Genomic DNA, 24,486 nt, shown 5'->3' with positions numbered 1-24,486 from the left:
GAGCACGGTCCACGCAGGCTGACCTCGAACCCGGCCGCGCCCCGGCATCGACGAGCCGAGGACACCGGGTCGTCGGCGGTCGACGGGATAATCGCGTGGAGCCGCTGCCGAGGGCACCCGTATGGTGGCGCGGTGCTGATCAGACGCGAGACACCCGCCGACGTCGACGCCATCCGGGCGGTGCACTCCGCCGCCTTCGCCACGGCCGACGCTGAAGGCGTACCGGTCGAGGCGACGCTCGTCGACGCGTTGCGCGCCGACGAGGGCTGGCTGCCCGCGTACTCGCTGGTGGCGACCGATTCGGACGGCCAGGTGGTCGGGCACGTGGTGGCCACCCGCGGCCGGGTGGCCGGAGCGCCGGTGGCGTTGGGCCTGGGGCCGCTCGGCGTGCTGCCCGACCGGCAGCGGCGCGGGGTCGGCAGCGCGCTGATGCACGCGGTGCTCGGCGCGGCCGACGCGCGGGACGAACCGCTGGTGGTACTGCTCGGGCACCCCGACTACTACCCGCGCTTCGGGTTCCGCCCGGCCGTCGAGGTGGGGGTCACCCCGCCGCAACCGTGGGGGCCGCAGTACTTCATGGCTCGGCCGCTGACCGCGTGGCGGGAGTCGATGCACGGTGAGTTCCGCTACGCCGGCCCGTTTGACGACCTGTGAACCGGCCCGGAATCCGTCGGCGGCGCGCCACCGACCTGGACGGCTGCGTCGCGGGGCTCGCCGAGGTTCACCGGGTCGACAGGTACCCGCTGAACTGGCCCGCCGACCCGCACCGCTGGCTGCGCGAACCGCACCCCGCGCGGGCCTGGGTCGCCGTCGACGATGACGCGGCCATCGTGGGGCACCTCGCCGTGCAGCGGGTGCCCGACCCGGCGGGCGGGCCGCTGGCCCGGCCGACGGCCGAGGTGGCCCGCCTGTTCGTGGTGCCGAAAGCACGTGGGTTGGCGCTGGGCAGCGCGCTGCTCGACCGGGCCCGTCAGTGGGCGAACAAGCGCGAAACGGACCTGGTGCTGGAGCTGGCCGCCGGTGGCGCCGCGGCCGCCGCGCTGTACGAGCGCGCAGGATGGCGGTGTGTCGGCACCAGCACGGCAGCCTGGGTCGCGCCCGACGGCAGCCCGGTGTCACTGCGCCACTACACGCTGCCTCACCGCGCGTCGGGCTCCGCCGTCGCACCGGCCAGCACCGCGAGGCGACGGGCGAGCCGGCCCGCGGCCTCGCGCAGCTCGGGAGGCTCCAGCACCTCCATCTCGTGATCCAGGCGGGCGAGGTGCGCGGCGAGCCAGTCCAGGCTGTCGCCGCCGACGACCAGCACGGACCACCCGTCGCGGTCGTCCTCGACCCGCCCCACCTGGGGTGGGACCACCTCGCGCACGCGGTCGGCCGGGGCGTGTACCCGCACCCGGGCCAGGTAGCGGTACGGCGCCCCGGTTACGGCCCGCTGCACGAAGGCGACCGGATCCGGGTGCTCGCGTGCCGGGAAACGCCAGGTCGTCGCCACCGCCGCACGCATCCGGTCCAGGCGGAACGTACGCCAGTCGTCGCGGTCGACGTCCCAGGCCATCAGATACCAGCGGCGGCCGGTCGTGACCATCCGGATCGGCTCGACCGTCCGTTCCTGCTCCCCAGCGCCCCGGTCCGGGTAGTGGAATCGAACGCGCACCCCGTCCCGGCAGGCCCGGGCGAGCGTCACCAGCAGTTCCGCGTCGATCTCGGCGACCGGGCCGATGAGGGTGTCGGTGGAGCCGTGCACCGCCCGCACCTCGGCACGGAGCCGCGACGGCATCACCTGGTCGAGCTTCGTGAGCGCCCGCAACGCCGCCTCGCTCGCCCCGGCGACAGTGCCTCCGGAGGCGAGCCGCAGCGAGACCGCCGTGGCGATCGCCTCCTCGTCGTCGAGGAGCAGCGGCGGCAGCCGGGTGCCCGCGCCGAGTTGATAGCCGCCGCCGACGCCCGACACCGCGTGCACGGGGTAGCCGAGCGTCCGCAGCCGCTGCACGTCACGGCGCACGCAACGGCCGGTGACCCCCAGCTCGGCGGCGAGCTCGGCGGCCGTCCAGGACAGTCGTCGTTGCAGGAGCGCCAGCAGGCGCAGCACCCGCTCTGTCGTCGCCTCGACTGTCACTCGTCGATCGTTGCACGGATAGCGGAACAACCCTGTCCGCTATCCGCGAGAGGCTGGGATCATGACCGACCAGATCAGGAAGAAGGGATCCGCCGTGACCCGCGACGTCCAGATCACGTTCGACTGCGCCGACCCGGCCGGGTTGGCGACGTTCTGGGCCGAGGTGCTCGGCTATCAGGTGCAGGCCCCACCCGGAGACTTCGAGACGTGGGACCAGGCGCTGGAGGCGATGGGTGTGCCGCCGGAGAACCGCAACGACGCGTCGGCGGTGGTGGACCCCGAAGGTTCACGGCCACGGCTGTTCTTCCAGCGGGTGCCGGAGCACAAGCAGGTGAAGAACCGCGTCCACCTCGACGTACGCGCGGCCCCGGGGTTGGAGGGTGACGAGCGGATGGCGGCCCTGGAGGCGGAGGCCGAACGGCTCGTCCCGCATGGCGCCAAGCGGCTCAGTCGGCACGAGCCCGCTCCCCCGCTGGGCGCCGGTCATCTCATCATGGCCGACCCCGAGGGCAACGAGTTCTGCCTCGACTGATCGGGCGTTCGCCCAGCTCACTGCCGCACTGGCCGGGCGTCATGCGAACATGTGTACGTGTCGCCCGGCGCCAGCATCCTGCACGCCGACCTGGACGCGTTCTACGCGTCGGTCGAGCAGCGTGACGACCCGCGCCTGCGTGGGCGGCCGGTGATCGTCGGGGGCGGCGTGGTGCTCGCGGCCAGCTACGAGGCGAAGGCGCGGGGCGTACGCAGCGCGATGGGCGGCCAGCAGGCGCGTCGCCTCTGCCCGGATGCGATCGTCGTGCCGCCCCGGATGTCGGCGTACACGGCGGCGAGCCGCGCGGTCTTCGAGATCTTCCGGCAGACCACGCCGCTGGTCGAAGGGCTCTCCATCGACGAGGCGTTCCTCGACGTGGGTGGCCTGCGGCGGCTGGTCGGGCCACCGGCCGAGATCGCCGAGCGGCTGCGCCGGGAGGTCCGCGACCAGGTCCACCTGCCGATCACTGTGGGTGTGGCCCGCACGAAGTTCCTGGCCAAGGTGGCCAGCGGGGTGGCCAAGCCGGACGGCCTGCTGGTGGTCGCACCGGACGCCGAACTGGCGTTCCTGCACCCGCTGCCGGTGGAACGACTCTGGGGCGTCGGCCCGGTCACCGCCAGCAAGCTGCGGGAACGCCGGATCCGCACCGTCGGGGAGGTGGCCCGCCTCGGCGAGGCGGCGCTGGTGTCGCTGCTCGGGTCGGGCGCCGGACGGCACCTGCACGCGCTGGCACACAATCGCGACCCCCGGGCGGTGCAGGTCGGGCGGCGGCGCGGTTCGATGGGCGCGCAGCACGCGCTGAGTCGCACCCCGCACGCCGTGACGGAGTTGGACGCCATCCTCGCCGGGCTGGTCGACCGGGTCAGCCGGCGGATGCGGGCGGCCGGGCGGTCCGGGCGCACAGTGGTGTTGCGGTTGCGCTTCGGCGACTACACCCGCGCGACCCGCTCGCACACGGTGGGCAAGGCGACGGCGGACACGACGCCGCTGCTCGCCGCCGCGCGTGCGCTGCTGCGCGCCGCGCTGCCCGAGATCGATCGCCGTGGTGTCACACTGATCGGTGTCTCGGTGAGCAACCTCGACGACAACCCGGTGCAGCCGGAGCTGCCGTTCCAGCCGGACCCAGGGTCCGATCTGGACGCCGCCGTGGACGCGGTCCGCGACCGCTTCGGATCAGCGGCGCTCACCCGGGCGGTGTTGCTCGGCCGGGAGCCGGGCGTGGAGATGCCGCTACTGCCGGACTGACCGATACGCGTGCGCTGTCCGCGGCCGAGCTGCGACCAGAGACACATCACAGCAGGTCGGCGGTTTAGCCGGCGGCTGACGGGTGACCCTTGGGGGGTACAGCCTGACGAGGGGGGCCCACCATGTCCGACGACACCAGCAACCGACCGAGCCGCAACGCCGAGCGTCCGCACGACGTGACCGACCCGTTGCTCTGGCAGTTGGCGATCGACGTGCTGAGCGCGCACGAGCCGGACGACGAGGGCCAGTGCCGCAACCTCCAGTGCGCCGGGCAGTCCTGGCCGTGCACGGCCCGCACCGGTGCCGAGCACTCACTGCGACTGGCCCGCAGCACACCCAGCTCGGGCGAGCTGACCGTCGACGCAACCGACAGCGACGACGTCGACACGAATGGCCGCCGCGACGCTGCGGTGCCGGCCCCCCGCTGGGGCTGGAACGCCGGCCCGGTGGCATCGCACCGGGGGTCGAAGGCCGCCTCCGCGGCGTGACGGGGCACCGACAACTGAACTGACCCGCACCACGGGCGAACGCTCGGCCGTTGATTCGGCCGAGCGTTCAGCTGTCGTGGCGGAGCCAGGCCACGATGCGGCGCAGCAGCTCCTGATGCCCCGGGGACTCGTACGACCGGACGTCGTGGCCGAGCGCGTTGTAGACGATGCGGCTGTTCCCGGCAGTGCGCGCCCAGACCAGCGGGTGGGCGTCGCCGCCCTCGTCGTGGACGTAGAGGGGCTCGATGTCGAGGCCGTCGACCAGTGCCAGGTCCGTGTAGCGCTCGTCGTGAACCTCGAAGTCCCCGAGGCCGGCGCTGATCGGGTGTTCGACACCGCTGCGCCGAACGAGGCTCGGGCCGATCGGCGGGTGGAAGGTCCGGCCGTGGGCCCAGGCCGCGCCGACCGTGGAACGCCAGCTCGCCAGGTGGGGAAACGCGATCGTCGCACTGTGCACGGCGAGCAGGCTGCCGCCACGGGCAAGGAAGTCGTCGAGGATGCGGGCGAAGGTCTCGTCCTCGGGGATCGGGATGGTGCGGTCCGCGCTCGCGTTCACCACCAGCAGACGCGCGCCGTCGAGTGCGGCGTCGAGCTGGTCAACGGATGTCACAACCGCGACCGCACCCTCGTCGCCGATCAGCCTGGCCAGCGTGGCGCTGGTTTCGGCAAGCGGGTGCCAGGGGTCGGCGTGCGGCCCCTCCCCGCTGAAGATCACAGTGTCGACAGCCATGCCGGCGCTCCGCTCAACATTTGGATAATTTTCGAAATCACGAAATCAAAGCTAGCATGGCGTCCATGAGAGCCCTGCACCATCCCGATCTCGCCTCGGTCGACCTGGCCACCCTGCTCGGCGCCCTCGCCGACCCGGTGCGCCTCAGCGTCGTACGACAGTTGGCGCAGGCAGGCGGTGTCGTCTGCGGCGAATTCGACGCGTTGTCCGAGGTGAGCATCTCCACGCTCTCGCATCACCTGAAGGTTCTGCGGGCCGCCGGCGTCCTCCGTGTCACGCCGAACGGCAGGTTCCGTCGCCACGAGTTGCGCGCCGACGAGATCGACGACCGGTTCCCGGGCGTCCTTCCCGCGATCGTCGCCAACCTCGACGTGGCTGAGCGAGTGGGAGTGCCCGCATGACCGGCGCCACCGGGCAGCACCGGCCGAGCACGCTGGGCCTGTCCGCCGACGAGGTGCTGAGCACGACCCGCGCCGTCCGCAAACGTCTCGACCTGGGACGCCCGGTCCCCCGCGACGTGGTCGAGGACTGTCTGCGCATCGCGCTTCAGGCACCCAGTGGCCGCAACAGGCAGCGCTGGGACTTCGTCTTCGTGGAGGACCGCAGGACCCGCGCGGCCGTCGCCCGACTGTGGCGACTCGGTCTGATGGCGCCACCACCGGCGTCGGGCGGCACCGGGCCGGCCTTCAGCCGGATGGACTTCGCCTCCGAGCAGTGGGGTCGGATCGCCGGCAGTCTGGCGCACCTGGCGGACCATCTGCACGACGTGCCGTTGCTGCTCATCCCCTGTCTACGCGTCGAGTCACGCGCCGAACTGGACAGCGTGCGCGGGCAGGCGGGGGCTTGGGGTTCGGTCATTCCGGCGTTCTGGAGCTTCATGCTGGCCGCTCGGGAACGCGGGCTCGGCACCGCGTGGACCACAAGCCATCTCAGCTATGAGCGGGAGATGGCCGAGTTACTCGGCATCCCCTACGACACGGTCGTGCAGGTCGCCCTCACTCCGGTGGCGTACACCCTGGGCACCGACTTCAAGCCCGGTCCGCGAGCCGACGCGGACGCGTTCGCCCACTGGGACCGCTGGTAGCGAATTGACGTTCGAGCAAGAAACGGTAGATCGACAGTCGCGATGCTCCTGAGCATGCCGGGTTGACCCGAGCAGCCAAGCCCGCCCAGGAGGAGAGCATGCCGATCCATCGAAGCAACATCGGCCGCCGCAGCGCCGCCACCATCCTCGCGACCGTCCTCGCCAGCGCCGGCCTGGCCCTGGCCGCGCCGACCGCCGCGCAGGCGGCCACCACCTGCACCAGCCTGACCTACTACAACGTCGGTGGTTACCCGGGTGGTGCGGAGATGCACGTGCCCACCGTCGGCTGGCAGGACAGGAACAAGACCTGCTACCTGAAGTACGGCAACTCCAACAGCGCGGTCAAGGTGTTGCAGGAGGCGCTGAACAACTGTTACTCCCAGTCCCTGCGGCTCGACGGCCAGTACGGCACCAACACCCGCAACGCCGTCTTGTACGCACAGCGCCAGATCAACGACACCTGGTCGTGGGCGAACATCGCCGAAGACGGCGAGTACGGCCCGCAGACCCGGGCGTGGATGGGCTTCGCGATCTTCGGGGTCAACGGTGGTCCGGTCATCCCGAACGTCTGCTACTACCCGGGCTGATCCGCGCGACGGCGCCGGCTGGAATCCCCCGTTGGATTCCGGCCGGCGCCGTCGTGGCGTCTCCGGTCCCTCCCCGCACCGGAGACGCCGGCCCTCAGCAGACCCGTACGGCCTCGATGCGCTGGTTCCAGGTGCCGCCGATCGCTGCCGAGTCGTACGCCAGGTTCGCCCGGTAGCCGTAGGCGTGCTGGTAGCCGAGGAGCCCGGTGGCATTGGCGTTGTCCCAGAAGGTGGAGACGGTGCCGGATGCCCGGTTGTTCTTGATCGACTGGGTCCTGTTGCGGAAGTACGAGGGCAGCGTGACGTCGTTACAGCCGTTGTACGGCCCGTCGAGGTAGAACACGTCACCAGTGAAGTTGGTACCGGCGTAGAGGCAGAGCAGGTTCGTGGTGCAGGGGTAGTTGGCGGCCTGGGCCGGGCTCGGGGCGACGCCGAGCGCCGCGGTCAGGGTGACCGCGGCAACCAGGGCGGACGTGAGCCGTCGCCGAATGTTTCGCACGTGAGTGACCTCCGGGTCTCGTCACGACCGACGCGGCCGTGAGTCGAGTTGCCGACATCGGATTGAGAGATGTCGTTGTGCCTACGATGATCTGCGCGGTAGGTCGACGGATTCCTGCCGGAACCTCAATCCGGCGGTGTCAGCCGGCTTGGCCGACCGGCGGCACGGGGGCGAGCGGCGGTTCATGGAGATTCGGATCCTCGGGCCAGTCGAGGTGTGGACGGACGGCCAGCTGATCGACGCGGGAGCCGCTCGGCAACGCGCCGTCCTCGCCGCGCTGGCGGTGGACGTGGGCCGGCCGGTTCGCGCGGAATCCCTGGTGGATCGCGTCTGGGGTGACGACCCGCCGCCCCGGGTTCGGCACAACCTGCACGTCTACCTCGCCCGGATCCGTCGGGTGCTGACCGCCGCCGGGGCGCCGGACGCGCTGGTCCGCCGCTCCGGCGGGTACCTGCTCGACCTACCGCCGGAGACGGTCGACGGGCAGCACTTCGACGCGCTGCGCCAGCGGGCCGATGAGCTGGCCGACGACGACCCGGACCGGGCGGAGCTGCTACGCCGGGCGATGACCCTGTGGCGCGGCGAGCCGCTGGCCGGCCTGCCCGGCGAGTGGGCGGCCCGGATCCGGCAGGACTGGCACCGCCGGCACACCGACACAGTCGTGCAGTGGGCCCGCAGCCTGCTTCGCCGGGGTGAGCCGGATGCCGTGATCGACCCGTTGACGAAGCTCGCCGACGACCACCCGCTCGACGAACCGGTCGCCGCCGCGTTGTTGCACGCGTTGGCCGCCGCCGGACGGGGGGCACAGGCGCTGGCGTACTACGCCCGCCTCAGGGAGCGGTTGGCCGATGCGCTCGGCGCGGACCCCAGCGCCGAACTTCGCCAGCTGCACCAGGCCATCCTGCGCGGTGAGATCACCGTGCCGACGTCCCGCGCCGAACCCACTCCGACACCCGGCGCGGCCGGTCCCGTCGCGCGGTCGACCCCAGCCCACCCGGTCCCGGCGCAGTTGCCCTCGGACATCCGGGGCTTCGCGGGACGGGAGGCGGAGCTGGTCCGACTGAACGCCCTGCGGACGAATGCCGAGGCGCATCCCGGCGCGGTGCCGGTGGCGGTTATCTCCGGGCTGGCCGGGGTGGGCAAGACGGCGCTGGCCGTGCACTGGGCGCACCGGGTGGTCGAGAGTTTCCCCGACGGGCAGCTCTACGCCAACCTGGAGGGCTACAGCCACAGCGGCGTGGGGCGCAGCGCGGAGCAGGTGGTGCGCGGCTTCTTGACGGCGCTCGGTGTGTCGCCCCGGGAACTGCCGTTCGACCCGCAGGAGCAGACAGCGCTGTATCGCAGCCTGCTGGCCGGCCGACGGATGCTGATACTGCTGGACAACGCCCGCGACGCCACGCAGGTCCGGCCGCTGCTGCCCGGGTCCGCCCACTGCCTGGTGCTGGTGACGAGCCGGGACCGGCTGACCGGGCTGGTGGCCACCGAGGGCGCCGAGCCGATGGTGCTGGATCTGCTCACCGCCGTTGACGCGGCGGCTCTGCTGCACGCGCGGATCGGGGTGCGGGCCGAGAGGGAACGCGCCGCCATCGGCGAGCTGGTCGGGCTCTGTGATCGGCTGCCGTTGGCACTGGTCGTGGTGGCGGCCCGGGCGGTGGTCCGGCCTCAGCTCTCCCTGGCCGAGCTGGGCGCGCAGTTGCGCACCGACGGGGGGCTGGACGGGCTGGACGCGGGCGACCACGCCAGCAGCGTGCGGACGGCGCTGTCCTGGTCGTACCGCCTGCTGACCGAGTCGACCGCCCGGCTGTTCCGGCTGGTCGGCGGCAGCACGGACGTGACACTCAGTACGGCGGCCGGGGCCAGCCTCGCCGGCGTCGAGCGCCGCCAGGTCCGGACGGCGTTCGCCGAACTCGCCGACGCGCACCTGGTGCTCGAGCGTGGCCCGGACCGGTACGGAATGCACGATCTGCTGCGGGCCTTCGCGGCCGAACTCTCCGACGAGCATGACCCGACCGGCGACCGGGCGCAGGCGCGGGGACGGCTCTTCGATCACTACCTGCACACCGCGCACGCTGCTGCCGTGCTGCTCCACCCGCACTGGGACCCGATCGCGCTGCCACCGGCCGTTGGCGGGGTCCGGCCGGAGAAGATCAGCGATCACGACGAGGCGGCGGTGTGGTTCACCCGGGAGCGTGAGGTGCTGATCGCACTGGTCGAGCGGTGCGCGGCCAGTGGGTTCGAACGGCACGCCTGGCAACTGGCCTGGAGTTTGACCATCTTTCTGGATCGGCAGGGTGGCTGGCACGACCAGTTGGCGGTGCAGCGTACGGCGCTGGTCGCCGCGCGCCGCAGCGGCGACCCGGCCGGGCAGGCACACGCGCACCGCAGTCTGGCCCGGGCCCAGGCTCGGCTGGGCCGACTCGACGAGGCGCCCGGTCAGCTCCAGCGCGCCCTGGAGCTGTTCCAGGGCCTCGACGACCCGGCCAACCAGGCGCACACCTGTCTGGACCTGGCCGAGATGGCCGACCGGCAGGGTCGGCGCGCGGAGGTCGTCGAGCACGCGGAGGTGGCGCTGGCGTTGTACCGGATGGCCGGGCACCGGTACGGGCAGGCGATGGCGTTGAACGCGATCGGTTGGTACCGCGCCCAACTGAGTGAGCACGACGCGGCGATCGAGGCGTGTCGGCAGGGCTTGGCACTGTTGCGGGAGTTCGACGACCGCCAGGGTCAGGCAGCGACCTGGGACACCCTCGGGTACGCGCAGCACCGCGCCGGTCGACCGGCGGAGGCGGTCGGCTCGTACCGGCACGCGGTGGAGCTGTACCGGGAGTTCCGGGACCGGTACTACGAGGCGGACACGCTCGGGCACCTGGCCGAGGCGCAGGCCGAGGCCGGCGACACGGCCGGGGCTGCCCGAAGCTGGCGGAGGGCGTTGAGCCTCCTCGACGACCTCGGGCACCCGGACGCGGAACGCATCCGTGGTCGGCTCGCCGACACCGACACCGACACCGACACCGACGGACCGTGACCGGCCGGCGGGGCCCGCTGTTCGGGGCGGCCCGCCGGCCGGGACAGGCCAGCTACAGGGTGCGCGCCAGCCGGTCGGCGAGCGTCCGGGTGAAGCGGGCCGGGTCGGTCAGCTCCCCGCCCTCGGCGAGCACCGCCAGGCCGTAGAGCAGCTCGGCGGTCTCGGTCAGGGCGGCGGAGTCGCTGCCCTGCTCGTGGGCCTTACGCAGCCCGGACACCAGCGGGTGGCCGGGGTTGATCTCCAGGATCCGCTTGGTCGTGGGGATCTCGTGCCCCATCGCCCGGTACATCTTCTCCAGGGTCGGGGTGAGGTCGTGGGCGTCGCCGACGACGCAGGCCGGTGAGGTGGTCAGCCGCGACGACAGGCGGACCTCCCGGACGCTGTCGGTGAGGGTGGTCCCCAGCCAGTCGACCAGCGCCGCGAACTCCTGTCGCTGCTGCTCGCGCTCGGCCTCGGCCTGCTGCTTCTCCTCGTCGGTGTCCAGGTCGATCTCGCCCTTGGCGATGGAGCGCAGCGGCCGACCGTCGTACGTGCCGACCCGCTCCACCCACACCTCGTCGACCTGGTCGGTGAGCAGCAGCACCTCGTGGCCCTTGGCCCGGAACGCCTCCAGGTGCGGAGAGTTCTCGATGGCGGCCCGGGACTCGCCGGTGGCGTACCAGATGTCGCTCTGGCCGTCCTTCATCCGCGACACATAGCCGGCCAGGTCGGTGGGCTCGGCCGGGTCGTTGGTGGAGGCCGCCGACAGGATTTCCAGCAGGGTGTCCCGGTTGTCGGTGTCGTCGATCAGCCCTTCCTTGACCACCGCGCCGAACTCGGTCCAGAAAGTGCGGTAGCGCTCGGCGTGGTTGGCCTTGAGGTCCTTGACCGTGGCGAGGACCTTCTTGACCAGGCGGCGGCGGACGATCTGGATCTGCCGGTCCTGCTGGAGGATCTCCCGGGAGATGTTCAGCGACAGGTCGTGCGCGTCGACCACACCCTTGACGAAGCGCAGGTAGGTCGGGACCAGCGCCTCGCAGTCGTCCATGATGAAGACGCGCTTGACGTAGAGCTGGACGCCACGGCGGCCCTGCGGGGAGAACAGGTCCAGGGGGGCGTGGCTGGGCAGGAAGAGCAGCGCCTCGTACTCGAAGGTGCCCTCGCCCTTCATGTGCACGACCTCGAGCGGGTCGGCCCAGTCGTGGCTGACGTGCTTGTAGAACTCGTTGTACTCGGCGGCGTCGACCTCGTCGCGGGGCCGCGCCCAGAGCGCCTTCATCGAGTTGAGGGTCTGCACCTCGCGGGTGGCGGCCTCGCCGTCGGCGCCGGGGCGTTCGACGCTCATCCGGATCGGCCAGGCGATGAAGTCGGAGTAGCGCTTGACGATCTCGCGGATGGTCCACTCGGCGGTGTAGTCGTGCAGGTTGTCCTCGGTGTCGGCCGGCTTGAGGTGCAGGGTCACAGTGGTGCCCTGCGGCGCCTCGTCGACCGCCTCGATCGAGTACGTGCCCTCGCCGGTGGACTCCCAGCGGGTGCCGCCGGTCTCGCCGGCCTTGCTGGTCAGCAGGGTGACCCGGTCGGCGACCATGAACGCGGCGTAGAAGCCGACGCCGAACTGGCCGATGAGGTCCTGCGAGGTGTGGGCGTCGGCGGATTCGCGCAGCTGGCGCAGCAGCTCGGCGGTGCCCGACTTGGCGATCGTGCCGATCAGCTGGACGACCTCGTCGCGGGTCATCCCGATGCCGTTGTCCCGAACGGTGAGGGTGCGGGCGTCGCGGTCGATCTCCAGGGCGACGTGCAGGTCGTCGGTGTCGGCGACGAGGTCCTTGTCGACGAGGGTGGCCAGCCGGAGCTTGTCCAGTGCGTCGGACGCGTTCGAGATGAGTTCCCGCAGGAAGACGTCCTTGTTCGAATAGATCGAGTGGACCACCAACTGGAGGAGCTGACGCGCCTCGGCCTGGAACTCCAACGTTTCGGCCTGGTTGCTCACACCGTCTCCCATCTCGGCTCGTACGGAGGTTCGCGGAAAGGATACGAGTCGTCACCGGTCCGGCTGTGGCCGCGTCCGGGTCGTATTCCCGATTCGATCGCCCACCCTCGTGAGATAGCTGACTTTGCCTAACAGAAGTCAGGTCGGATAGCGTGGCGGCCATGAAGATCGCTGGAAGCACCGCCCTCGTCACCGGCGCCAACCGTGGCCTCGGCCGACACCTGGCCGCCGAACTCCTCGCCCGGGGCGCCACCGTCTACGCCGGCGCCCGCAACCCCGACAGCGTCGACCTGCCAGGCGTGACGCCGGTACGGCTGGACATCACCGATCCCGCCTCGGTGGCCGCCGCCGCGAAGCTGGCCGGCGGCGTGAACCTGCTGGTCAACAACGCCGGCATCGACACCCGGACCGATCTCCTCGACGGCGACCTGGACCTCGCCCGGCTGGAGCTGGAGACCCACTACCTCGGCACCCTGTCGACGATCCGGGCGTTCGCGCCGGTCATCGCCGGCAACGGCGGCGGGACGATCCTCAACGTGCTCTCCGTGCTGTCCTGGTTCGGCTCCCCGACCCACGCGGCCTACAGCGTCGCCAAGTCCGCCGAGTGGGCGATGACCAACGTGCTGCGTGTCCAACTCGCCGACCGGGGCGTCCGGGTCTCCGGACTGCACGTCGGCTACCTGGACACCGACATGGCCGCCGACATCACCGGCCCGAAGTCCGACCCGGCGGCGATCGCCCGCATCGGCGTGGACGGCGTCGAGGCCGACGCGTACGAGATCCTCGCCGACGACCTCAGCCGCCAGGTGCAGGCCGGGCTGGCCGGCGGCGTCGCCGCGCTCTACCCCCAGCTCCCCTGACCCAGGACGCCACGGGCCGCCACCGGGAAGACCGGTGGCGGCCCGTTCTCGGGTACGCGGTCAGCTCGCCTGCAACGTCACGTCGTCGACCACGAAGCTGGTCTGCAACGACGAGTCCTCGGTGCCGGCGAACCGCAGCGTCACCGTCTGCCCGGCGAACCCGGCCACGTTGAAGCTGCGCTGCACGTAACCGGAGGCGGCGTTGAGATTCGAGTACGTCGCCAGCGTGGTCGAACCCACCTGCACGGTGAGCCGGTCGTACGCCGTGGAGCTGGTGGTCTCGGCGGTGTCGATGTGCAGCCAGAACGACAGCGTGTACGTGGCGCAACCGGCCGGCAGGGTCACCGACTGCGACAGGCTCTCGGTGCTGGTGCCGCCGTTCCCGTTGAGCCACGCCTTGTACGACCCGGTCCGGGCCGGCTGGCCGCTGGCGTTGGTGATCACGCCGGAGGACGCGGTCCACGGCGTGCTGCCGCTCTCGAAGCCGCCGTTTCCGACCACCTGACCGCCGGTGCAGGTCGGGGTGCCGCCGCCCACGGCGAGCTGCCACAGCGCGTACGCGACACCGTCGGCCGCCCGGTTCAGCACTGTGGCGCTGACGTTGGCGGTGGTGTCACAGGACCTGTGGTAGCACGGGTCGTACGCCGAGTTGGCGGTGCCGCCCCACTTGGCCGCCTGGGAGCTGGTCTTGCGGGCGCTGGCGCCGGCGGCGTAGCCCGAGGTGGGGATGCCGGCCTGCTGGAAGTAGTAGTCGTCGGAGCGGCCCTGGCCCTCGACGTTCTCCTCCGGCTGCAGACCCAACGAGTCCCAGTACGCCTTCAGCGGCGCCGCAGTGCTCGACGTGACCCGGTTGATGAAGTAGCCGCCGTTGACCGAGCCGACCATGTCGAAGTTGTAGTAGCCCTTGATGTAGCCGCGCTGGGTGGCGCTGAGCGAGTTGACATAGAACCGGGAGCCGTTGAGCCCCTGCTCCTCGTCGGTCCACCAGGCGAACCGCACCCGCTTGGTCATGGTCGGGTTCTGCGCGGCCAGGACCAGCGCGTTCTCCAGCAGGGTCGACGAGCCGGTGGCGTTGTCGTTGATGCCCGGACCGGCCGAGACGCCGTCCAGGTGCGCGCCGAACATGACCACCTGGTCGGCGGGGCCGCCGGGCCACTCGGCGATGAGGTTGTTCGAGGGGTACCTGCAACTGGAGCAGTACTGCTCACTGACGGTGTAGCCGGCCGACTGGAGCCTGGTCTTGACGTAGCTGAGCGAGGCGGTGTAGCCGGCCGAGCCGGCCCGTCGGTTGCCACCGTTGCTGGTGGCGATGGCGTTGAACTGGGTCAGGTGCGCCTGGACGTTGGTGACGGAGATGTCCGGTGCTGCCAACGCGGCGGCGGACGCGGCGATCGGCCGGGTCAGCGTCGTCGCGGTCGGAGGTGACGCGGTCGCCGGCTGGGTGGCCAGCGTCACCGTCATCCCGGCGAACACGGCGAGCGCGACTCCCGCGCTCAGCGTTCTGCCTCTCATGGGGGCTCCTCGGGGTTGGAGAGATACCCGAGACAATTACAGATATCGATCTATTGGGCATCGGTCGTTCGTCCCGAACCGCCGCCGGTTCGACTGTGGGTACCGGCGTCAGCACAGGTGAGTAGAGGTGCCAGGATGGGTAGGTAACGCGGCAGGGGTCGTCGGGCCCGGAACGGGGGCTTGCGATGGGGTCGGATCGAGCGTGACACGACCCAGCAGTGACCTGTTCCTCGGGGGCGGCGACACCGGGCGGTTGATGGCGGAGCTGGACTGGGCCCGCACCCCGCTCGGCCCGGTCGACGGGTGGCCGCAGAGCCTGCGCTCCGCCGTTCGGATGGTGCTCTCCTCCCGGTACCCGATGCTGCTGCTCTGGGGCGACGGCTTCTCCCAGCTCTACAACGACGCGTACTCCGGGCTGATCGGCGACAAGCATCCCGCCGCGCTCGGCGACGACGTGCGGGTGACCCTGGCCGAGGGCTGGGACGTGCTCGCCCCGCTGATCGAGGAGGCCATGGCGACCGGGGTGGCCAGCTGGGTCCCCGCGCTGCAACTGCTGCTGGAGCGGGCCGGCTACCGCGAGGAGGCTTACTTCAGCGTCTCGCACGCCCCGGCCCGCGACGACGACGGCCACACCGTCGGTGTGCTGACCGTGTGCAGCGAGGTCACCCAGCAGGTGGTCGGCGAACGCCGGCTCCGTCTCCTGCGCGACCTGTCCGTTCTCGGCGACGGGCGCACCGTCGACGTGGACGCCACCGCCGCCCGGCTGATCGACGTGATCGACGGCCATCCCCTGGACGTGCCGTTCGCCGCCATCTACCTGCGCGACGGCACGGCGCTGCGACGGGTCGCCTGCACCGGCGGCGACCAGGGGCACGCTCAGGCCCTGCCGGACGCCGTCGAGCTGACCGACCCGGGCCCGTCCGCGTACGCCTGGGGGTTGGCGGACGCCGCCGAGGGCCGGGCGACCCAGGTGACCGACGTCGCCGACCGGCTGCCACTGCCCGCCGGCCCGTGGGACGACCCGGTCCGCACCGCGCTGGCGCTGCCGCTGCCCTCCGCCGACGAGGATCAGCCGCTCGGCGTGCTGCTCGCGGGGGTCAGCCCCAGCCGCGGGCTCGACGAGGCGTACCACTCCTTCCACCAGCTCCTCGCCCAGCAGATCTCGGTGGCGTTGCGCAACGCCCAGGAGTACGAGGAGGAGCGGCGCCGGGTCGAGGCGATGGCGGAACTGGACCGGGTCAAGACCGACTTCTTCGCCAACGTCAGCCACGAGTTCCGTACCCCGTTGACCCTCATCCTCGGCCCGCTGACCGACGCCCTCACCGACGCCACCGCGCCGCTGGCAGCGGTGCAGCGGGATCGGGTGGAGACCGGCTGGCGTAACGCCACCCGACTGTTGACGCTCGTCAACAGTCTGCTCACCTTCTCCAGCCTGGAGGCCGGGCGCGCGCGCAGCGACGCCCGGGTGGTCGACCTGGCCGCGCTGACCGCCGAGCTCGCCGGGGTGTTCCGGGCCGCCGTCGAGCGGGCCGGGCTGACCCTGGAGGTGAGCTGCCCACCGCTGCCCCGGCCGGTCGCGGTCGACCCGGTCAACTGGGAACGCATCGTCACGAACCTGCTCTCCAACGCCCTGAAGTACACCTTCATCGGCCGCATCCGGGTCACGCTCGACGCCGACGACGAGGAGGTACGCCTCACCGTCGCCGACACCGGTATCGGCATCGCCGAACGGGACCTGCCCAAACTCTTCGAACGCTTTCACCGGGTGCGGGGCGCCCGCTCGCGCAGTCACGAGGGCACGGGCATCGGCCTGGCCCTGGTGCACGAGTTGGCCCGGCTGGAGGGCGGCGGCGTTCGAGCGACCAGCCAGGTGGGTGTCGGCAGCAGGTTCACCGTGACGCTGCCCTGGTCGGCGGCGCATCGCACCCCGGTCACCGGGCCGGCGGTGGACGGGCGGGGCGACGCGGCCCGCGCCGCCGTCGAGGAGGCGATGGGCTGGCTCACCGAACCCGACGACGCACTGGCCGAGCCCGATCCCGAGTCCGGGCCGACCATGGACGAGCTGGCCGGGGCCCGGATCCTGCTCGCCGACGACAACGCCGACATGCGGGCGTACCTCACCCGGCTGCTCACCGGGCAGGGCTGGCGGGTGCGGGCCGTCACCGACGGCCGGCAGGCCCTCGACGAGATCCAGCGCGACCTGCCGGACCTGGTCCTGACCGACGTGATGATGCCGGTACTCGACGGCTTCGACCTGGTACGCCGGCTGCGCGCGGACCCGGCGACCCGGACGCTGCCGGTGCTGGTGCTCTCCGCCCGTGCCGGCGGGGAGGCCAGCGTGGAGGGCTTGAGCCTCGGCGCCGACGACTACCTGGTCAAACCCTTCGCCGCGGCCGAGCTGATCGCCCGGATCCGAGCCAGCATCCGCCGGGCCCGCGACCGTACCCCGGCGGCGGCAGTCGGCGGCGACCCGGCGACGATCGCTGCCGCAGCGCCGTCGGCGCGACCCGCCCCGACCGGCCTCGGCCCGCCGGCCCCGGCGGTCGGACCCGTCCGCGACACTGCCGTGGTCGCGGAGGCGCCGGACGGGCTGGGCGACCTCCTGGACGTCGGATGGACGTACCCGTCCGCACCCACCTCGGCCGCGGCGATGCGTGGGGACGTCCGGGGCGCACTCGGCGACCTGGGCGTCGACCCGGACGTGCTGGAAGATCTCCTGCTCGCCGCCTCCGAGGCCGTGAACAACGCCGTCGAGCACGCGCAGCGGCCCAGCCGCCCGGAGGTGCGTGTGCGCGTCCGGGTGGGTGGCGGCCTGGTCCGGATCTCGGTACGGGACTTCGGCACCTGGCGGGACCGCCGGCCGGCGATGGACCGGGGACGCGGCGCGCTGCTGATGAACGCCTACGGCGACGTACGGCTGGTCTCCACCGCCGAGGGTACGACGGTGACCATCGAGCGCCGGCTGGCCTGAGCGCCGGCAGCGCGTCAGAGTCGGCGGCCGCTGCCGTCGCGGGCGATGATGCCGTCCAGCCGCTCCCCCGGCTCGAGCTGAGCCGGGTCGAACCAGAAGATCATCACCTGCTTGTCGGCACTCCAGCGCACCAGCCGGGCGTCGACCTGCCGACCGTCGACGGTGCCGGTGATCCGTTCGGCGGGGCCGACGAAGTAGCCGAAGGTGGGCACCGGTGCGGCGGAGCCCTCGTCGTAGCCGATCTGGTGGAACCCGGCGCGACGGTCGCTGCCGTCGACGTCGTTGACCAGGATGTCGGTGGTCAACGAGCCGTCCGCGGCCTGGCGACCCGCGGCCAGTCCGATGGACACCTTGGGTGCGCCGGGCACGGACACCGGGACGAAGTAGTAGACCCGACGCTCGGTGCCGTGCCGCACCCCGCTGTCGACAATCTGGCCCATTGGCTTCGGTGGTGGCTCGTCGCGGGCCACCGTCGGCGGTGGCGTGGGGTCCGGCCACTTCTCCGGCATCGGCGAGACACCTACCGACGGCGGTGCGACGGCGACCGGCGGTGGGCGTTCGGTCGGCGCCGGGTCGCCCGGCCCGGACGCTCCCACCGCCACCACGACGACCACGGCGGCCAGGCCGGTCGCGAGCGTCGCCGCCCCGGCTCCGGCGACGCGTCGACGGGTACGCAACCGACGTCCCTCGCGCATCACGGCGGCCAGATCGAGCACGGCGTCGGGGCGCTCGGTCGCCCGCATGGCGTGGCGGAGCCGTTCCAGCTCGCTCATCGGCGCGCCTCCTCATCGGCCGTGCGCGGCGCCGCGCTCCGCAACTTCTCCAGGGCTCGCGAGCTGGTGCTCTTGACCGTGCCGAGGGAAACGGAGAGTTCCCGGGCCACCTGCGCCTCCGGCAGGTCGAAGTAGTAGCGCAGGACGACGATGGCGCGCTCCCGGGGGCTGAGCGCACCGAGGATGGTGATCAACCAGCGCCGGGTCGCCACGTCGTCGGCCATGTCGCCACGCCGCTGCTCCGGCACCTCGTCGGTCGGGTACTCCCGCATCGGCCGTCGCCACCCGTCCACCAGATGGTTGACGAGCGTGCGGCGGGCGTAGGCGTAGGCGTCGTCGTCGTGGATCCGCGACCACGACGCGTAGGTGCGGACCAGGGCGGTCTGCGCGGCGTCCTCGGCCTGGTGGTGGTCGCCGGTCATCAGGAACGCGGCGTGCACCAGTCGCGCCGAGGCCGCCCGCGCGAACTCGACGAAATCCGCGTCACCCCGCGCCACCGCGAACCCTCCCCGTGCCACAGAGCTAGAGACGGGCGAGGGAGGCAAAAGGTTGAGCCCTGGGTCACATCAACTTTTCGCCACTGTCACCCGTCTTCTCCTCCGCGCCGCCGCCGAGCGACGCGCGAGGGGAGAGACATGTCGACGAAGGTTACCCGCCGCCGGGGTGCCGCCTGGATGGTGTCGCTGCTGGTGGTGGCGTTGCTCACCGGATGTGGCCAGCCGGCCGCCGGGCAACCCGCCACCGGACCGCTGCCCGGCGCGCCGGCGACACCTACCGGTCGGCCGAGCCGACCCCCCGAGGTCCGGCCCAGCTCCGCGCCCGTCATCCCGGTCAGCTACCCCGCCACCGGCGGTAACCGTTGGTCGGTGGCGCCCGGCGAGAAGTCGCCCGGACGCGCGACGAGCGGCCGGTTGCTGCGCTACCGGGTCGCCGTGGAGCGCGACATCCGGGGCCTGCCGGCGGCTGACATCGCCACGGCGATCACCACGACGCTCAACGACCCACGTGGGTGGACGGCGGGCGGGGCGTGGCGGTTGCGTCGGGTCGGCGCCGGCGAACCCACCGACTTCACCATCTACCTGGCGACGCCCGGCACCCGCGACACCCTCTGCCAGGACGTACCGGAGGGCTACACCTCCTGCCGCAACGGTGGCCGGGTCGTGCTCAACGTGGCGCGTTGGGTCAAGGGGGTGCCGGGTTACGGCGCCAGCCTGGACACCTACCGGCAGTACATGGTCAACCACGAGGTGGGGCACAAACTCGGGTACGGCCACGAGCGGTGCCCACGGCGGGGCCGTCCGGCGCCGGTGATGCAGCAGCAGACGCTCGGTCTGCACGGCTGCGCCGCGAACGCCTGGCCGTACCCGAATGGCGAGGTCCGCTACAGCGGGCCGGTCGGGGCGTACGACGACGAGATCCCCCGGCGGGAGGGCGCCTACTCGGCACACTGACCCGACGGCGGGTGGCCCGCCCTCAGGTTCGCCTGCGGCGCTCCTGTTCGATTCGCTCATCCAGCCGGCCCATCTCGTAGATGGCGTTGAGGCTGGTCGGCAACCGGCTGACGTTGTCCGGAACCGGGCCGGGATCCGGTGCCGGGCCGGAATCCGGTACGGGACCGGGGTCCGGCGTGGCGGCGGGAACCGGGGCCCGGCGGCGCAGGAGCAGCAGCGCCAGCAGCACGAGGACCGCCACGAGCAGCAGGTACGACACGGGTGGCCAGGCACTGCCTGTGGGGTTGGCGAGCGCGGGCGGGGCGGTCGGTGCGGGGGTGTCGCCGTCGCGCCAGGGCACGGAAGCCTCGCGGGTGCCGGTGCCCCCGCCAGCGGTACGGCGATCGGGGGCGGCGGGTGCGGGAACACCTCCCGCCGACCCGGCGGGCACGGGAACCACGATGGGCTCCACCGGGCTGGGCTGACCGGCAACCGGTGGCCGACTCGGCGTGGACACCCCCGTGGGGGTGGCGCTCGGCGTGGGAGTGGCACTCGGCGTGCCACCGCCGAGCAGGTCGTCGACGATCTGGCCGACGCCGCCGATGATGTCGCCGAGCGGATCAGAGGTGGCCGACGGGGACGGCGCGGGAACGAGGGCGAGGGTCAGCGCGAGGACGACGACGGTAGGCATGGAGCCACCTCCGATGTGCCGATATGCCACGCACCGTACCGCATCGTGGGACGGTGTGGGTGACACCGGCACACCGGGGCGGGGATGCCTCTGACGCTCACCCCCGCCTGCGGTGTCCCTGATGGTCAGACGGGCAGACCACCGACCTGGGTGGAGATCCACGATCGGATCGACGGCAGGTCGACGTAGATGGACGGGCCGGTGGCGCAGGTGGAGTTGTTGTTGCCGGCCCGACTCGTCGCGCCGATCAGGTTCCACACTCCGTTGACCCGGCGCACCTGCGGCCCGCCCGAGTCGCCGTAGCAGGCGCCCGAGTTGCCGTTGGTGTTGTTGGTGCAGATCTCGTACGGGCCGTTGATGCCGGAGCACCGACTGTCGGCCACGATGGACGTGTCCAGCTCGTTGGCCACGGCCGGCGCCGAACCGCAGCCCCGGGGAGCGCACGTCTGGCCCCAGCCGATGATCCGGGTGGCGGTGCCGACCGCACCGGAGGTGCTCGGGATCGGGGCCGGCGCGTACGTGACCGAGCTGGCCAGTTGCAGCAGCTTGACGTCGACGCTCGGGTGGTTGACCGCACGGGTCACCCGCACCACAGTGCCGCCGCTGGAGCGGTTGATGCTGCCCACCCGCACCGAGGACGGCGTCGAGCAGTGCTTGGCCGTGACCGCCCAGTTGCCCTTGATCAGGGTGCCGGTGCAGCCGGAGACGTAGACCATGAACGGGTAGTTCTCGGTGGCCGGCCGGCCACCGACCACCGTCGGGCCGATGTCCGAGGCGCCGATCCAGGTGTACGTCGTGCTGGCCGGCGCGGCCAGGCTGCCGGCGAACAGCGAGTTCACCCGGCTCGCCTCGGCCGCGCTGGGGTTCGCGTTGCGGCACGAGACCGGGGCGCTGCTGCCGGACATCAGGTCGGAGCAGAGGCCGGTACGCCGGTCCGGCAGGCCCAGGATGTGGCCGAGTTCGTGGGCGGCGATGCGGTTGCGGTCATAGCCCTGGTTGACGGCCGTGCGACCCATCCAGATCCGGCCGGAGCCGAGACCCGTCGGTTGCGCGCGGGGCCAGCCGTCGTCGACGTAGATGGTGATGCTGGCCGGGGTGCCGGCCAGGAGCCGGACGTTGCTGACCCGGCTGTTCCAGATCTGTGCCGCCTGGTCGAAGTTGGTACGGAACTCGCCGGTCCGGCTCGCGTCGTAGTAGACGGTCCGGACAGCGGCGGCCGGAGCGCCGGTGGCGAGCTGGACCCCGGCTGCCGCCAGGACCGCCACCAGCATGGCCAGCGCCGCACGTCTCAGTTGTCGTCGGAACATCACGCACTCCCCTGCTGTCGTCCGGCGGCCCATCGGTCACCGGGTCATCGATGCACGTAGATATTAATGTGACGGCGATCGATGTTCGGCATAGCGGAAGCGTCATACCGGCGATGTGGAGGCTGTTACCCAGCGGTTACGCCGCGGCGAAGCGCCTGTGCCGGGGCAGGACGACGGTGGCGGCAGAGGGTCACCGGCAGCGCCGCCGCGACGTGACCCCGGTATCGAACGGAGAATCCACAATGAGGATCAGGAGCGCACTTACCGCGTTGGTGGTCGTCCTCGCCGGGCTGGTCGCCAGCGCGAGCAGCAGCACCGCCGCAGGCGGCACGACCGCGGCACCGTACTGCGGGATCACCTGGGGCAGCGCGGAGAAGTCCGCAGGCGCGCTGAGCGACGCGCCGCTTGTCGACGTCCGCACCGGCCGGCACGACTGCTACGACCGGGTGGTGTTCGAGTTCGCCGGCCCGGTCGACGGCTACGCGATCGGCTACGGCGAGACGTGGACCGAGGGCGAAGGGCTGGCACTGTCGCCGTACACCGCCGGGGGCGCGCTGCTGCGGGTCTCGTTGCGGGCCCCGGCGTACGACGACGACCACCTGGGTACGGTGCCGTACGCGGTCGGCGAGCACGTGACGAACGTGCTGCGCTATTCGACGCTGCGCGACGTGGTCTTCGGCGGCAGCTTCGAGGGATACAGCACCTTCGCCGTCGGCGTGCGGGCGCGGTTGCCGTTCCGCACCTTCGTGTTGGCCGGACCGGGCACCCACAGCCGGATCGTGCTCGACGTGGCCCACCAGTGGTGACCCGTCTCGACGGCGCGCCGAGGTAGGCCGACGACGAATCCCGGCCGACCTCGGGTGCCGGTGACTCAGACGTGCAGGGTGGGCCGATAGACGAGTTCCAGGGAGCGGCCGTCGAGGGTCCGGCTCTCGATCAGCTCCAGGTCGAAGTCGGCCGCACCCTGGAAGATCGGCTCCGTTCCGGTCTGACCGGTGATCACCGGGAAGAGCGTCACCTGGACGAAGTCGACAAGCCCGGCGGCCATCAACGCCCGGTTCAACGACAGGCTGCCGTGCGACCGCAGGGGCACATCGGACTCCTTCTTGAGCCGGGCGACGACATCAACGGCGTCACCGCGCGCGACTGTCGCGTCCGGCCAGTCGAGGGGGCCTTCCAGCGTGTTCGACACCACCGTCGCCGGGAGGCTCCTCATCCGGGTCACCCAGGCGTCGCGCACATCGGACTCCTCGGTGCTCGCGGCCAGCATCTGCGCGAACACCCGGTACGTGCCGGCCCCGAAGACCATGCGCTGCTCCGCGCCGTACACGGCCAGACGGTGGGCGAGCAGTTCGGGGCCCTGCTTGCCCCAGTAGCCGCCCCAGTCTCCGCTCGTGGTGCCGAAGCCATCGAGGCTGGAAAAGACGTCGACGGTGTAGGTAGCTGTCATGATGCTCTCCATTCGGGTGTGAGTGCGGTACGACGTTTCTGCAGATGGGCCCGCTCGGTCGCGTTGGTGGCCAGTGCCAGGGCCTGGTCGTAGGCGGCTCGGGCCTCGTCGTCGCGTCCGAGCCGGGCCAGCAGTTCGGCGCGGGTGGCGGGCAGACGGTGAAAGCCCGGAAGATCGACGCCCTCCAACGCGGCGAGGGCCACCGCCGGTCCGTGCACCTCGGCGACGGCAACCGCACGGTTGAGCGCGACGACAGGGGTTGGCGCGAGCGCGAGGAGCTGGTCGTACAGCGCCAGGACCTGCGGCCAGTCGGTGGCGGCGCCGTCGGTGTGCACAGCGCTGATCGCGGCCTGGATCTGGTACACGCCGGGCCGGTTGCGGCGCAGGCAACGGCGGACCAGGTCGTGGCCCTCGGCGATGAGTGCCCGGTTCCACAGGGAGCGGTCCTGGTCGGGCAGGAGCACCAGTTCGCCGGTCCGGTCGAGCCGGGCCGGGCGGCGCGCCTCGGTCAGCAGCAGCAGAGCGAGCAGACCCAGGACCTCGGGCTCGTCGGGCATCAACGCCGCGAGTTCGCGGGCGAGCCGGATCGCCTCGGTGCACAGATCCGTTCTGATCAACGGTCCGGCGGTGGACGCGTAGCCCTCGTTGAACATCAGGTAGAGCACGGTGAGCACGGGCGGCAAGCGGTCCGGCAGCTCATGTTCGGCGGGCACCCGGTACGGGATCGCGGCGTCTCGGATCTTCTTCTTGGCGCGCACGATCCGCTGGGCGACTGTCGCCTCCGGGATCAGGTACGCCCGGGCGATCTCCGGCACGTCGAGGCCGCCGAGCAGGCGCAGCGTGAGGGCCGTTCGCGCCTCCGGAGCGAGCGCCGGGTGGCAGCAGGTGAATATGAGTCGCAGCTGGTCGTCCTTCACCGGTCCCACCTCCCGGGGCTCGTCCTGTTGGTGCAGCAGCAGGGCCTGGGCGTGCCGGGCCTCGCGGGTCGACTCCCGGCGAAGCCGGTCGATGGCCCGGTTGCGCGCGGTGGTCACGATCCAGGCGCCTGGGTTCGGCGGCAGGGTCTGCCACTTCTGCAGCGCTGTGGTGAAGGCGTCCTGGACCGCCTCCTCGGCGAGGTTGATGTCACCGAGGAGGCGGGCCAGCGTGGCGACGCAGCGGCCATACTCCGCGCGGTAGATGCTCGCCAGGTCCATGTCGGGAGACTGCTCCTGGTC

The 24,486-nt window shown here is 71.8% G+C and carries 24 protein-coding genes and 1 pseudogene; 13 read left to right on the top strand and 12 right to left on the bottom strand.

Annotated features, from left to right (window positions below; all coding sequences use genetic code 11):
* Positions 1–132 precede the first annotated feature (132 nt).
* Both ACQP0U_RS13445 and ACQP0U_RS13440 read left to right on the top strand, forming a co-directional pair.
* A complete protein-coding gene (locus tag ACQP0U_RS13445; protein WP_433319057.1) occupies positions 133–654 on the top strand; it encodes a GNAT family N-acetyltransferase in 522 nt (173 codons plus the stop codon).
* Complete coding sequence (locus ACQP0U_RS13440; RefSeq protein ID WP_433319054.1) at positions 651–1,247, top strand: GNAT family N-acetyltransferase; 597 nt, start codon at positions 651–653, stop codon at positions 1,245–1,247. Before ACQP0U_RS13445 ends, ACQP0U_RS13440 begins: the two co-directional genes overlap by 4 nt.
* On the opposite strand, the gene ACQP0U_RS13435 is transcribed toward ACQP0U_RS13440, so the two are convergent.
* Positions 1,139–2,116: a helix-turn-helix transcriptional regulator gene (locus tag ACQP0U_RS13435; protein ID WP_433319051.1), complete on the bottom strand. Its 978-nt coding sequence runs from the start codon at positions 2,114–2,116 to the stop codon at positions 1,139–1,141. The two genes, ACQP0U_RS13440 and ACQP0U_RS13435, sit on opposite strands and share 109 nt — an antisense overlap.
* 61 nt (positions 2,117–2,177) lie before the next feature.
* Between ACQP0U_RS13435 and ACQP0U_RS13430 the strand changes: the two genes are divergently transcribed.
* From ACQP0U_RS13430 to ACQP0U_RS13420, 3 genes are all read left to right on the top strand, one after another.
* Positions 2,178–2,648, top strand: a complete 471-nt coding sequence (locus tag ACQP0U_RS13430) for a VOC family protein (RefSeq protein WP_433319048.1) — start codon at positions 2,178–2,180, stop codon at positions 2,646–2,648.
* A 57-nt stretch (positions 2,649–2,705) separates the two neighbouring features.
* Complete coding sequence (gene dinB / locus ACQP0U_RS13425; RefSeq protein WP_433319045.1) at positions 2,706–3,893, top strand: DNA polymerase IV; 1,188 nt, start codon at positions 2,706–2,708, stop codon at positions 3,891–3,893.
* Positions 3,894–4,015: 122 nt separating this feature from the next.
* Positions 4,016–4,381, top strand: coding sequence for a hypothetical protein (locus tag ACQP0U_RS13420; RefSeq protein ID WP_433319042.1), 366 nt, complete (start codon positions 4,016–4,018; stop codon positions 4,379–4,381).
* A gap of 67 nt (positions 4,382–4,448) precedes the next feature.
* Here the strand turns inward: ACQP0U_RS13420 and ACQP0U_RS13415 are convergent, their stop codons facing one another.
* Positions 4,449–5,111 (bottom strand): ThuA domain-containing protein, encoded by a 663-nt coding sequence (locus tag ACQP0U_RS13415; protein ID WP_433319039.1) that lies wholly within the window; start codon positions 5,109–5,111, stop codon positions 4,449–4,451.
* Between the two features lie 65 nt (positions 5,112–5,176).
* On the opposite strand from ACQP0U_RS13415, the gene ACQP0U_RS13410 reads away from it, so the two are divergent.
* The 3 genes from ACQP0U_RS13410 (at position 5,177) to ACQP0U_RS13400 (ending at position 6,782) form a co-directional block, all read left to right on the top strand.
* Positions 5,177–5,512: an ArsR/SmtB family transcription factor gene (locus tag ACQP0U_RS13410; protein WP_433319036.1), complete on the top strand. Its 336-nt coding sequence runs from the start codon at positions 5,177–5,179 to the stop codon at positions 5,510–5,512.
* Positions 5,509–6,195, top strand: a complete 687-nt coding sequence (locus ACQP0U_RS13405; protein WP_433319033.1) for a nitroreductase family protein — start codon at positions 5,509–5,511, stop codon at positions 6,193–6,195. Before ACQP0U_RS13410 ends, ACQP0U_RS13405 begins: the two co-directional genes overlap by 4 nt.
* Before the next feature lie 98 nt (positions 6,196–6,293).
* Positions 6,294–6,782, top strand: a complete 489-nt coding sequence (locus ACQP0U_RS13400) for a peptidoglycan-binding domain-containing protein (protein WP_433319030.1) — start codon at positions 6,294–6,296, stop codon at positions 6,780–6,782.
* A 94-nt stretch (positions 6,783–6,876) separates the two neighbouring features.
* Here the strand turns inward: ACQP0U_RS13400 and ACQP0U_RS13395 are convergent, their stop codons facing one another.
* Positions 6,877–7,281, bottom strand: a complete 405-nt coding sequence (locus tag ACQP0U_RS13395; RefSeq protein ID WP_433319027.1) for a peptidase inhibitor family I36 protein — start codon at positions 7,279–7,281, stop codon at positions 6,877–6,879.
* A gap of 184 nt (positions 7,282–7,465) precedes the next feature.
* On the opposite strand from ACQP0U_RS13395, the gene ACQP0U_RS13390 reads away from it, so the two are divergent.
* Positions 7,466–10,306, top strand: a complete 2,841-nt coding sequence (locus tag ACQP0U_RS13390; RefSeq protein ID WP_433319024.1) for an AfsR/SARP family transcriptional regulator — start codon at positions 7,466–7,468, stop codon at positions 10,304–10,306.
* A 52-nt stretch (positions 10,307–10,358) separates the two neighbouring features.
* Here ACQP0U_RS13390 and htpG read toward each other — a convergent pair whose 3' ends face one another.
* Entirely contained in the window at positions 10,359–12,287 is a 1,929-nt protein-coding gene (gene htpG, locus ACQP0U_RS13385) for a molecular chaperone HtpG (protein WP_433319021.1), read from the bottom strand.
* A 149-nt stretch (positions 12,288–12,436) separates the two neighbouring features.
* Between htpG and ACQP0U_RS13380 the strand changes: the two genes are divergently transcribed.
* Entirely contained in the window at positions 12,437–13,135 is a 699-nt protein-coding gene (locus ACQP0U_RS13380) for an SDR family oxidoreductase (protein WP_433319018.1), read from the top strand.
* A 60-nt stretch (positions 13,136–13,195) separates the two neighbouring features.
* On the opposite strand, the gene ACQP0U_RS13375 is transcribed toward ACQP0U_RS13380, so the two are convergent.
* Positions 13,196–14,647 carry a M28 family peptidase gene (locus ACQP0U_RS13375; RefSeq protein ID WP_433319015.1) on the bottom strand — a complete coding sequence of 484 codons (1,452 nt, stop codon included), beginning with the start codon at positions 14,645–14,647 and terminating at the stop codon, positions 13,196–13,198.
* A gap of 202 nt (positions 14,648–14,849) precedes the next feature.
* Between ACQP0U_RS13375 and ACQP0U_RS13370 the strand changes: the two genes are divergently transcribed.
* A complete protein-coding gene (locus ACQP0U_RS13370) occupies positions 14,850–17,618 on the top strand; it encodes an ATP-binding protein (protein ID WP_433319012.1) in 2,769 nt (922 codons plus the stop codon).
* Between the two features lie 14 nt (positions 17,619–17,632).
* On the opposite strand, the gene ACQP0U_RS13365 is transcribed toward ACQP0U_RS13370, so the two are convergent.
* Both ACQP0U_RS13365 and ACQP0U_RS13360 read right to left on the bottom strand, forming a co-directional pair.
* Positions 17,633–18,391, bottom strand: coding sequence for a hypothetical protein (locus tag ACQP0U_RS13365; RefSeq protein ID WP_433319009.1), 759 nt, complete (start codon positions 18,389–18,391; stop codon positions 17,633–17,635).
* On the bottom strand, positions 18,388–18,888 hold the full coding sequence (locus ACQP0U_RS13360; protein WP_433319007.1) for a SigE family RNA polymerase sigma factor: 501 nt from the start codon (positions 18,886–18,888) through the stop codon (positions 18,388–18,390). Before ACQP0U_RS13360 ends, ACQP0U_RS13365 begins: the two co-directional genes overlap by 4 nt.
* Before the next feature lie 138 nt (positions 18,889–19,026).
* Here ACQP0U_RS13360 and ACQP0U_RS13355 point away from each other — a divergent pair, with 138 nt between their 5' ends.
* Positions 19,027–19,842: a DUF3152 domain-containing protein gene (locus ACQP0U_RS13355; protein ID WP_433319004.1), complete on the top strand. Its 816-nt coding sequence runs from the start codon at positions 19,027–19,029 to the stop codon at positions 19,840–19,842.
* A 22-nt stretch (positions 19,843–19,864) separates the two neighbouring features.
* On the opposite strand, the gene ACQP0U_RS13350 is transcribed toward ACQP0U_RS13355, so the two are convergent.
* From ACQP0U_RS13350 to ACQP0U_RS13340, 3 genes and pseudogenes are all read right to left on the bottom strand, one after another.
* Positions 19,865–20,512 carry a hypothetical protein gene (locus ACQP0U_RS13350; RefSeq protein ID WP_433319001.1) on the bottom strand — a complete coding sequence of 216 codons (648 nt, stop codon included), beginning with the start codon at positions 20,510–20,512 and terminating at the stop codon, positions 19,865–19,867.
* A 125-nt stretch (positions 20,513–20,637) separates the two neighbouring features.
* On the bottom strand, positions 20,638–21,417 hold the full coding sequence (locus ACQP0U_RS13345; protein WP_433320798.1) for a S1 family peptidase: 780 nt from the start codon (positions 21,415–21,417) through the stop codon (positions 20,638–20,640).
* Positions 21,394–21,852 (bottom strand): annotated as a pseudogene (locus ACQP0U_RS13340) (snapalysin family zinc-dependent metalloprotease); the annotation flags it as partial. The pseudogene ACQP0U_RS13340 and the gene ACQP0U_RS13345, both read right to left, overlap by 24 nt.
* Before the next feature lie 209 nt (positions 21,853–22,061).
* On the opposite strand from ACQP0U_RS13340, the gene ACQP0U_RS13335 reads away from it, so the two are divergent.
* A complete protein-coding gene (locus ACQP0U_RS13335; RefSeq protein ID WP_433318998.1) occupies positions 22,062–22,625 on the top strand; it encodes an AMIN-like domain-containing (lipo)protein in 564 nt (187 codons plus the stop codon).
* Between the two features lie 65 nt (positions 22,626–22,690).
* On the opposite strand, the gene ACQP0U_RS13330 is transcribed toward ACQP0U_RS13335, so the two are convergent.
* Both ACQP0U_RS13330 and ACQP0U_RS13325 read right to left on the bottom strand, forming a co-directional pair.
* The gene (locus ACQP0U_RS13330; protein ID WP_433318995.1) at positions 22,691–23,269 is read right to left on the bottom strand and encodes a dihydrofolate reductase family protein; all 579 of its coding nucleotides are present in this window, start codon (positions 23,267–23,269) and stop codon (positions 22,691–22,693) included.
* Positions 23,266–24,465: an RNA polymerase sigma factor gene (locus ACQP0U_RS13325; protein ID WP_433318992.1), complete on the bottom strand. Its 1,200-nt coding sequence runs from the start codon at positions 24,463–24,465 to the stop codon at positions 23,266–23,268. The genes ACQP0U_RS13330 and ACQP0U_RS13325 overlap by 4 nt, the downstream gene beginning before the upstream one ends.
* Positions 24,466–24,486 lie beyond the last annotated feature (21 nt).

It is taken from the genome of Micromonospora sp. CA-269861 (assembly GCF_050948505.1).
GTDB lineage: Bacteria > Actinomycetota > Actinomycetes > Mycobacteriales > Micromonosporaceae > Micromonospora.
Note: the sequence above shows the minus strand (reverse complement) of the source record. Positions and strands in the feature narration are given on the sequence as shown.

What these genes read in the sequence shown, in the direction of transcription:
- ACQP0U_RS13350 (WP_433319001.1), bottom strand. Translation starts at nt 20,512, where the DNA reads ATGCCTACCGTCGTCGTCCTCGCGCTGACCCTCGCCCTCGTTCCCGCG.
- htpG (WP_433319021.1), bottom strand. Translation starts at nt 12,287, where the DNA reads ATGGGAGACGGTGTGAGCAACCAGGCCGAAACGTTGGAGTTCCAGGCC.
- ACQP0U_RS13380 (WP_433319018.1), top strand. Translation starts at nt 12,437, where the DNA reads ATGAAGATCGCTGGAAGCACCGCCCTCGTCACCGGCGCCAACCGTGGC.
- ACQP0U_RS13330 (WP_433318995.1), bottom strand. Translation starts at nt 23,269, where the DNA reads ATGACAGCTACCTACACCGTCGACGTCTTTTCCAGCCTCGATGGCTTC.
- ACQP0U_RS13335 (WP_433318998.1), top strand. Translation starts at nt 22,062, where the DNA reads ATGAGGATCAGGAGCGCACTTACCGCGTTGGTGGTCGTCCTCGCCGGG.
- ACQP0U_RS13365 (WP_433319009.1), bottom strand. Translation starts at nt 18,391, where the DNA reads ATGAGCGAGCTGGAACGGCTCCGCCACGCCATGCGGGCGACCGAGCGC.
- ACQP0U_RS13355 (WP_433319004.1), top strand. Translation starts at nt 19,027, where the DNA reads ATGTCGACGAAGGTTACCCGCCGCCGGGGTGCCGCCTGGATGGTGTCG.
- ACQP0U_RS13430 (WP_433319048.1), top strand. Translation starts at nt 2,178, where the DNA reads ATGACCGACCAGATCAGGAAGAAGGGATCCGCCGTGACCCGCGACGTC.
- ACQP0U_RS13415 (WP_433319039.1), bottom strand. Translation starts at nt 5,111, where the DNA reads ATGGCTGTCGACACTGTGATCTTCAGCGGGGAGGGGCCGCACGCCGAC.
- ACQP0U_RS13400 (WP_433319030.1), top strand. Translation starts at nt 6,294, where the DNA reads ATGCCGATCCATCGAAGCAACATCGGCCGCCGCAGCGCCGCCACCATC.
- ACQP0U_RS13345 (WP_433320798.1), bottom strand. Translation starts at nt 21,417, where the DNA reads ATGTCCGGCAGCAGCGCCCCGGTCTCGTGCCGCAACGCGAACCCCAGC.
- ACQP0U_RS13410 (WP_433319036.1), top strand. Translation starts at nt 5,177, where the DNA reads ATGAGAGCCCTGCACCATCCCGATCTCGCCTCGGTCGACCTGGCCACC.
- ACQP0U_RS13405 (WP_433319033.1), top strand. Translation starts at nt 5,509, where the DNA reads ATGACCGGCGCCACCGGGCAGCACCGGCCGAGCACGCTGGGCCTGTCC.
- ACQP0U_RS13375 (WP_433319015.1), bottom strand. Translation starts at nt 14,647, where the DNA reads ATGAGAGGCAGAACGCTGAGCGCGGGAGTCGCGCTCGCCGTGTTCGCC.
- ACQP0U_RS13420 (WP_433319042.1), top strand. Translation starts at nt 4,016, where the DNA reads ATGTCCGACGACACCAGCAACCGACCGAGCCGCAACGCCGAGCGTCCG.
- ACQP0U_RS13390 (WP_433319024.1), top strand. Translation starts at nt 7,466, where the DNA reads ATGGAGATTCGGATCCTCGGGCCAGTCGAGGTGTGGACGGACGGCCAG.
- ACQP0U_RS13325 (WP_433318992.1), bottom strand. Translation starts at nt 24,465, where the DNA reads ATGGACCTGGCGAGCATCTACCGCGCGGAGTATGGCCGCTGCGTCGCC.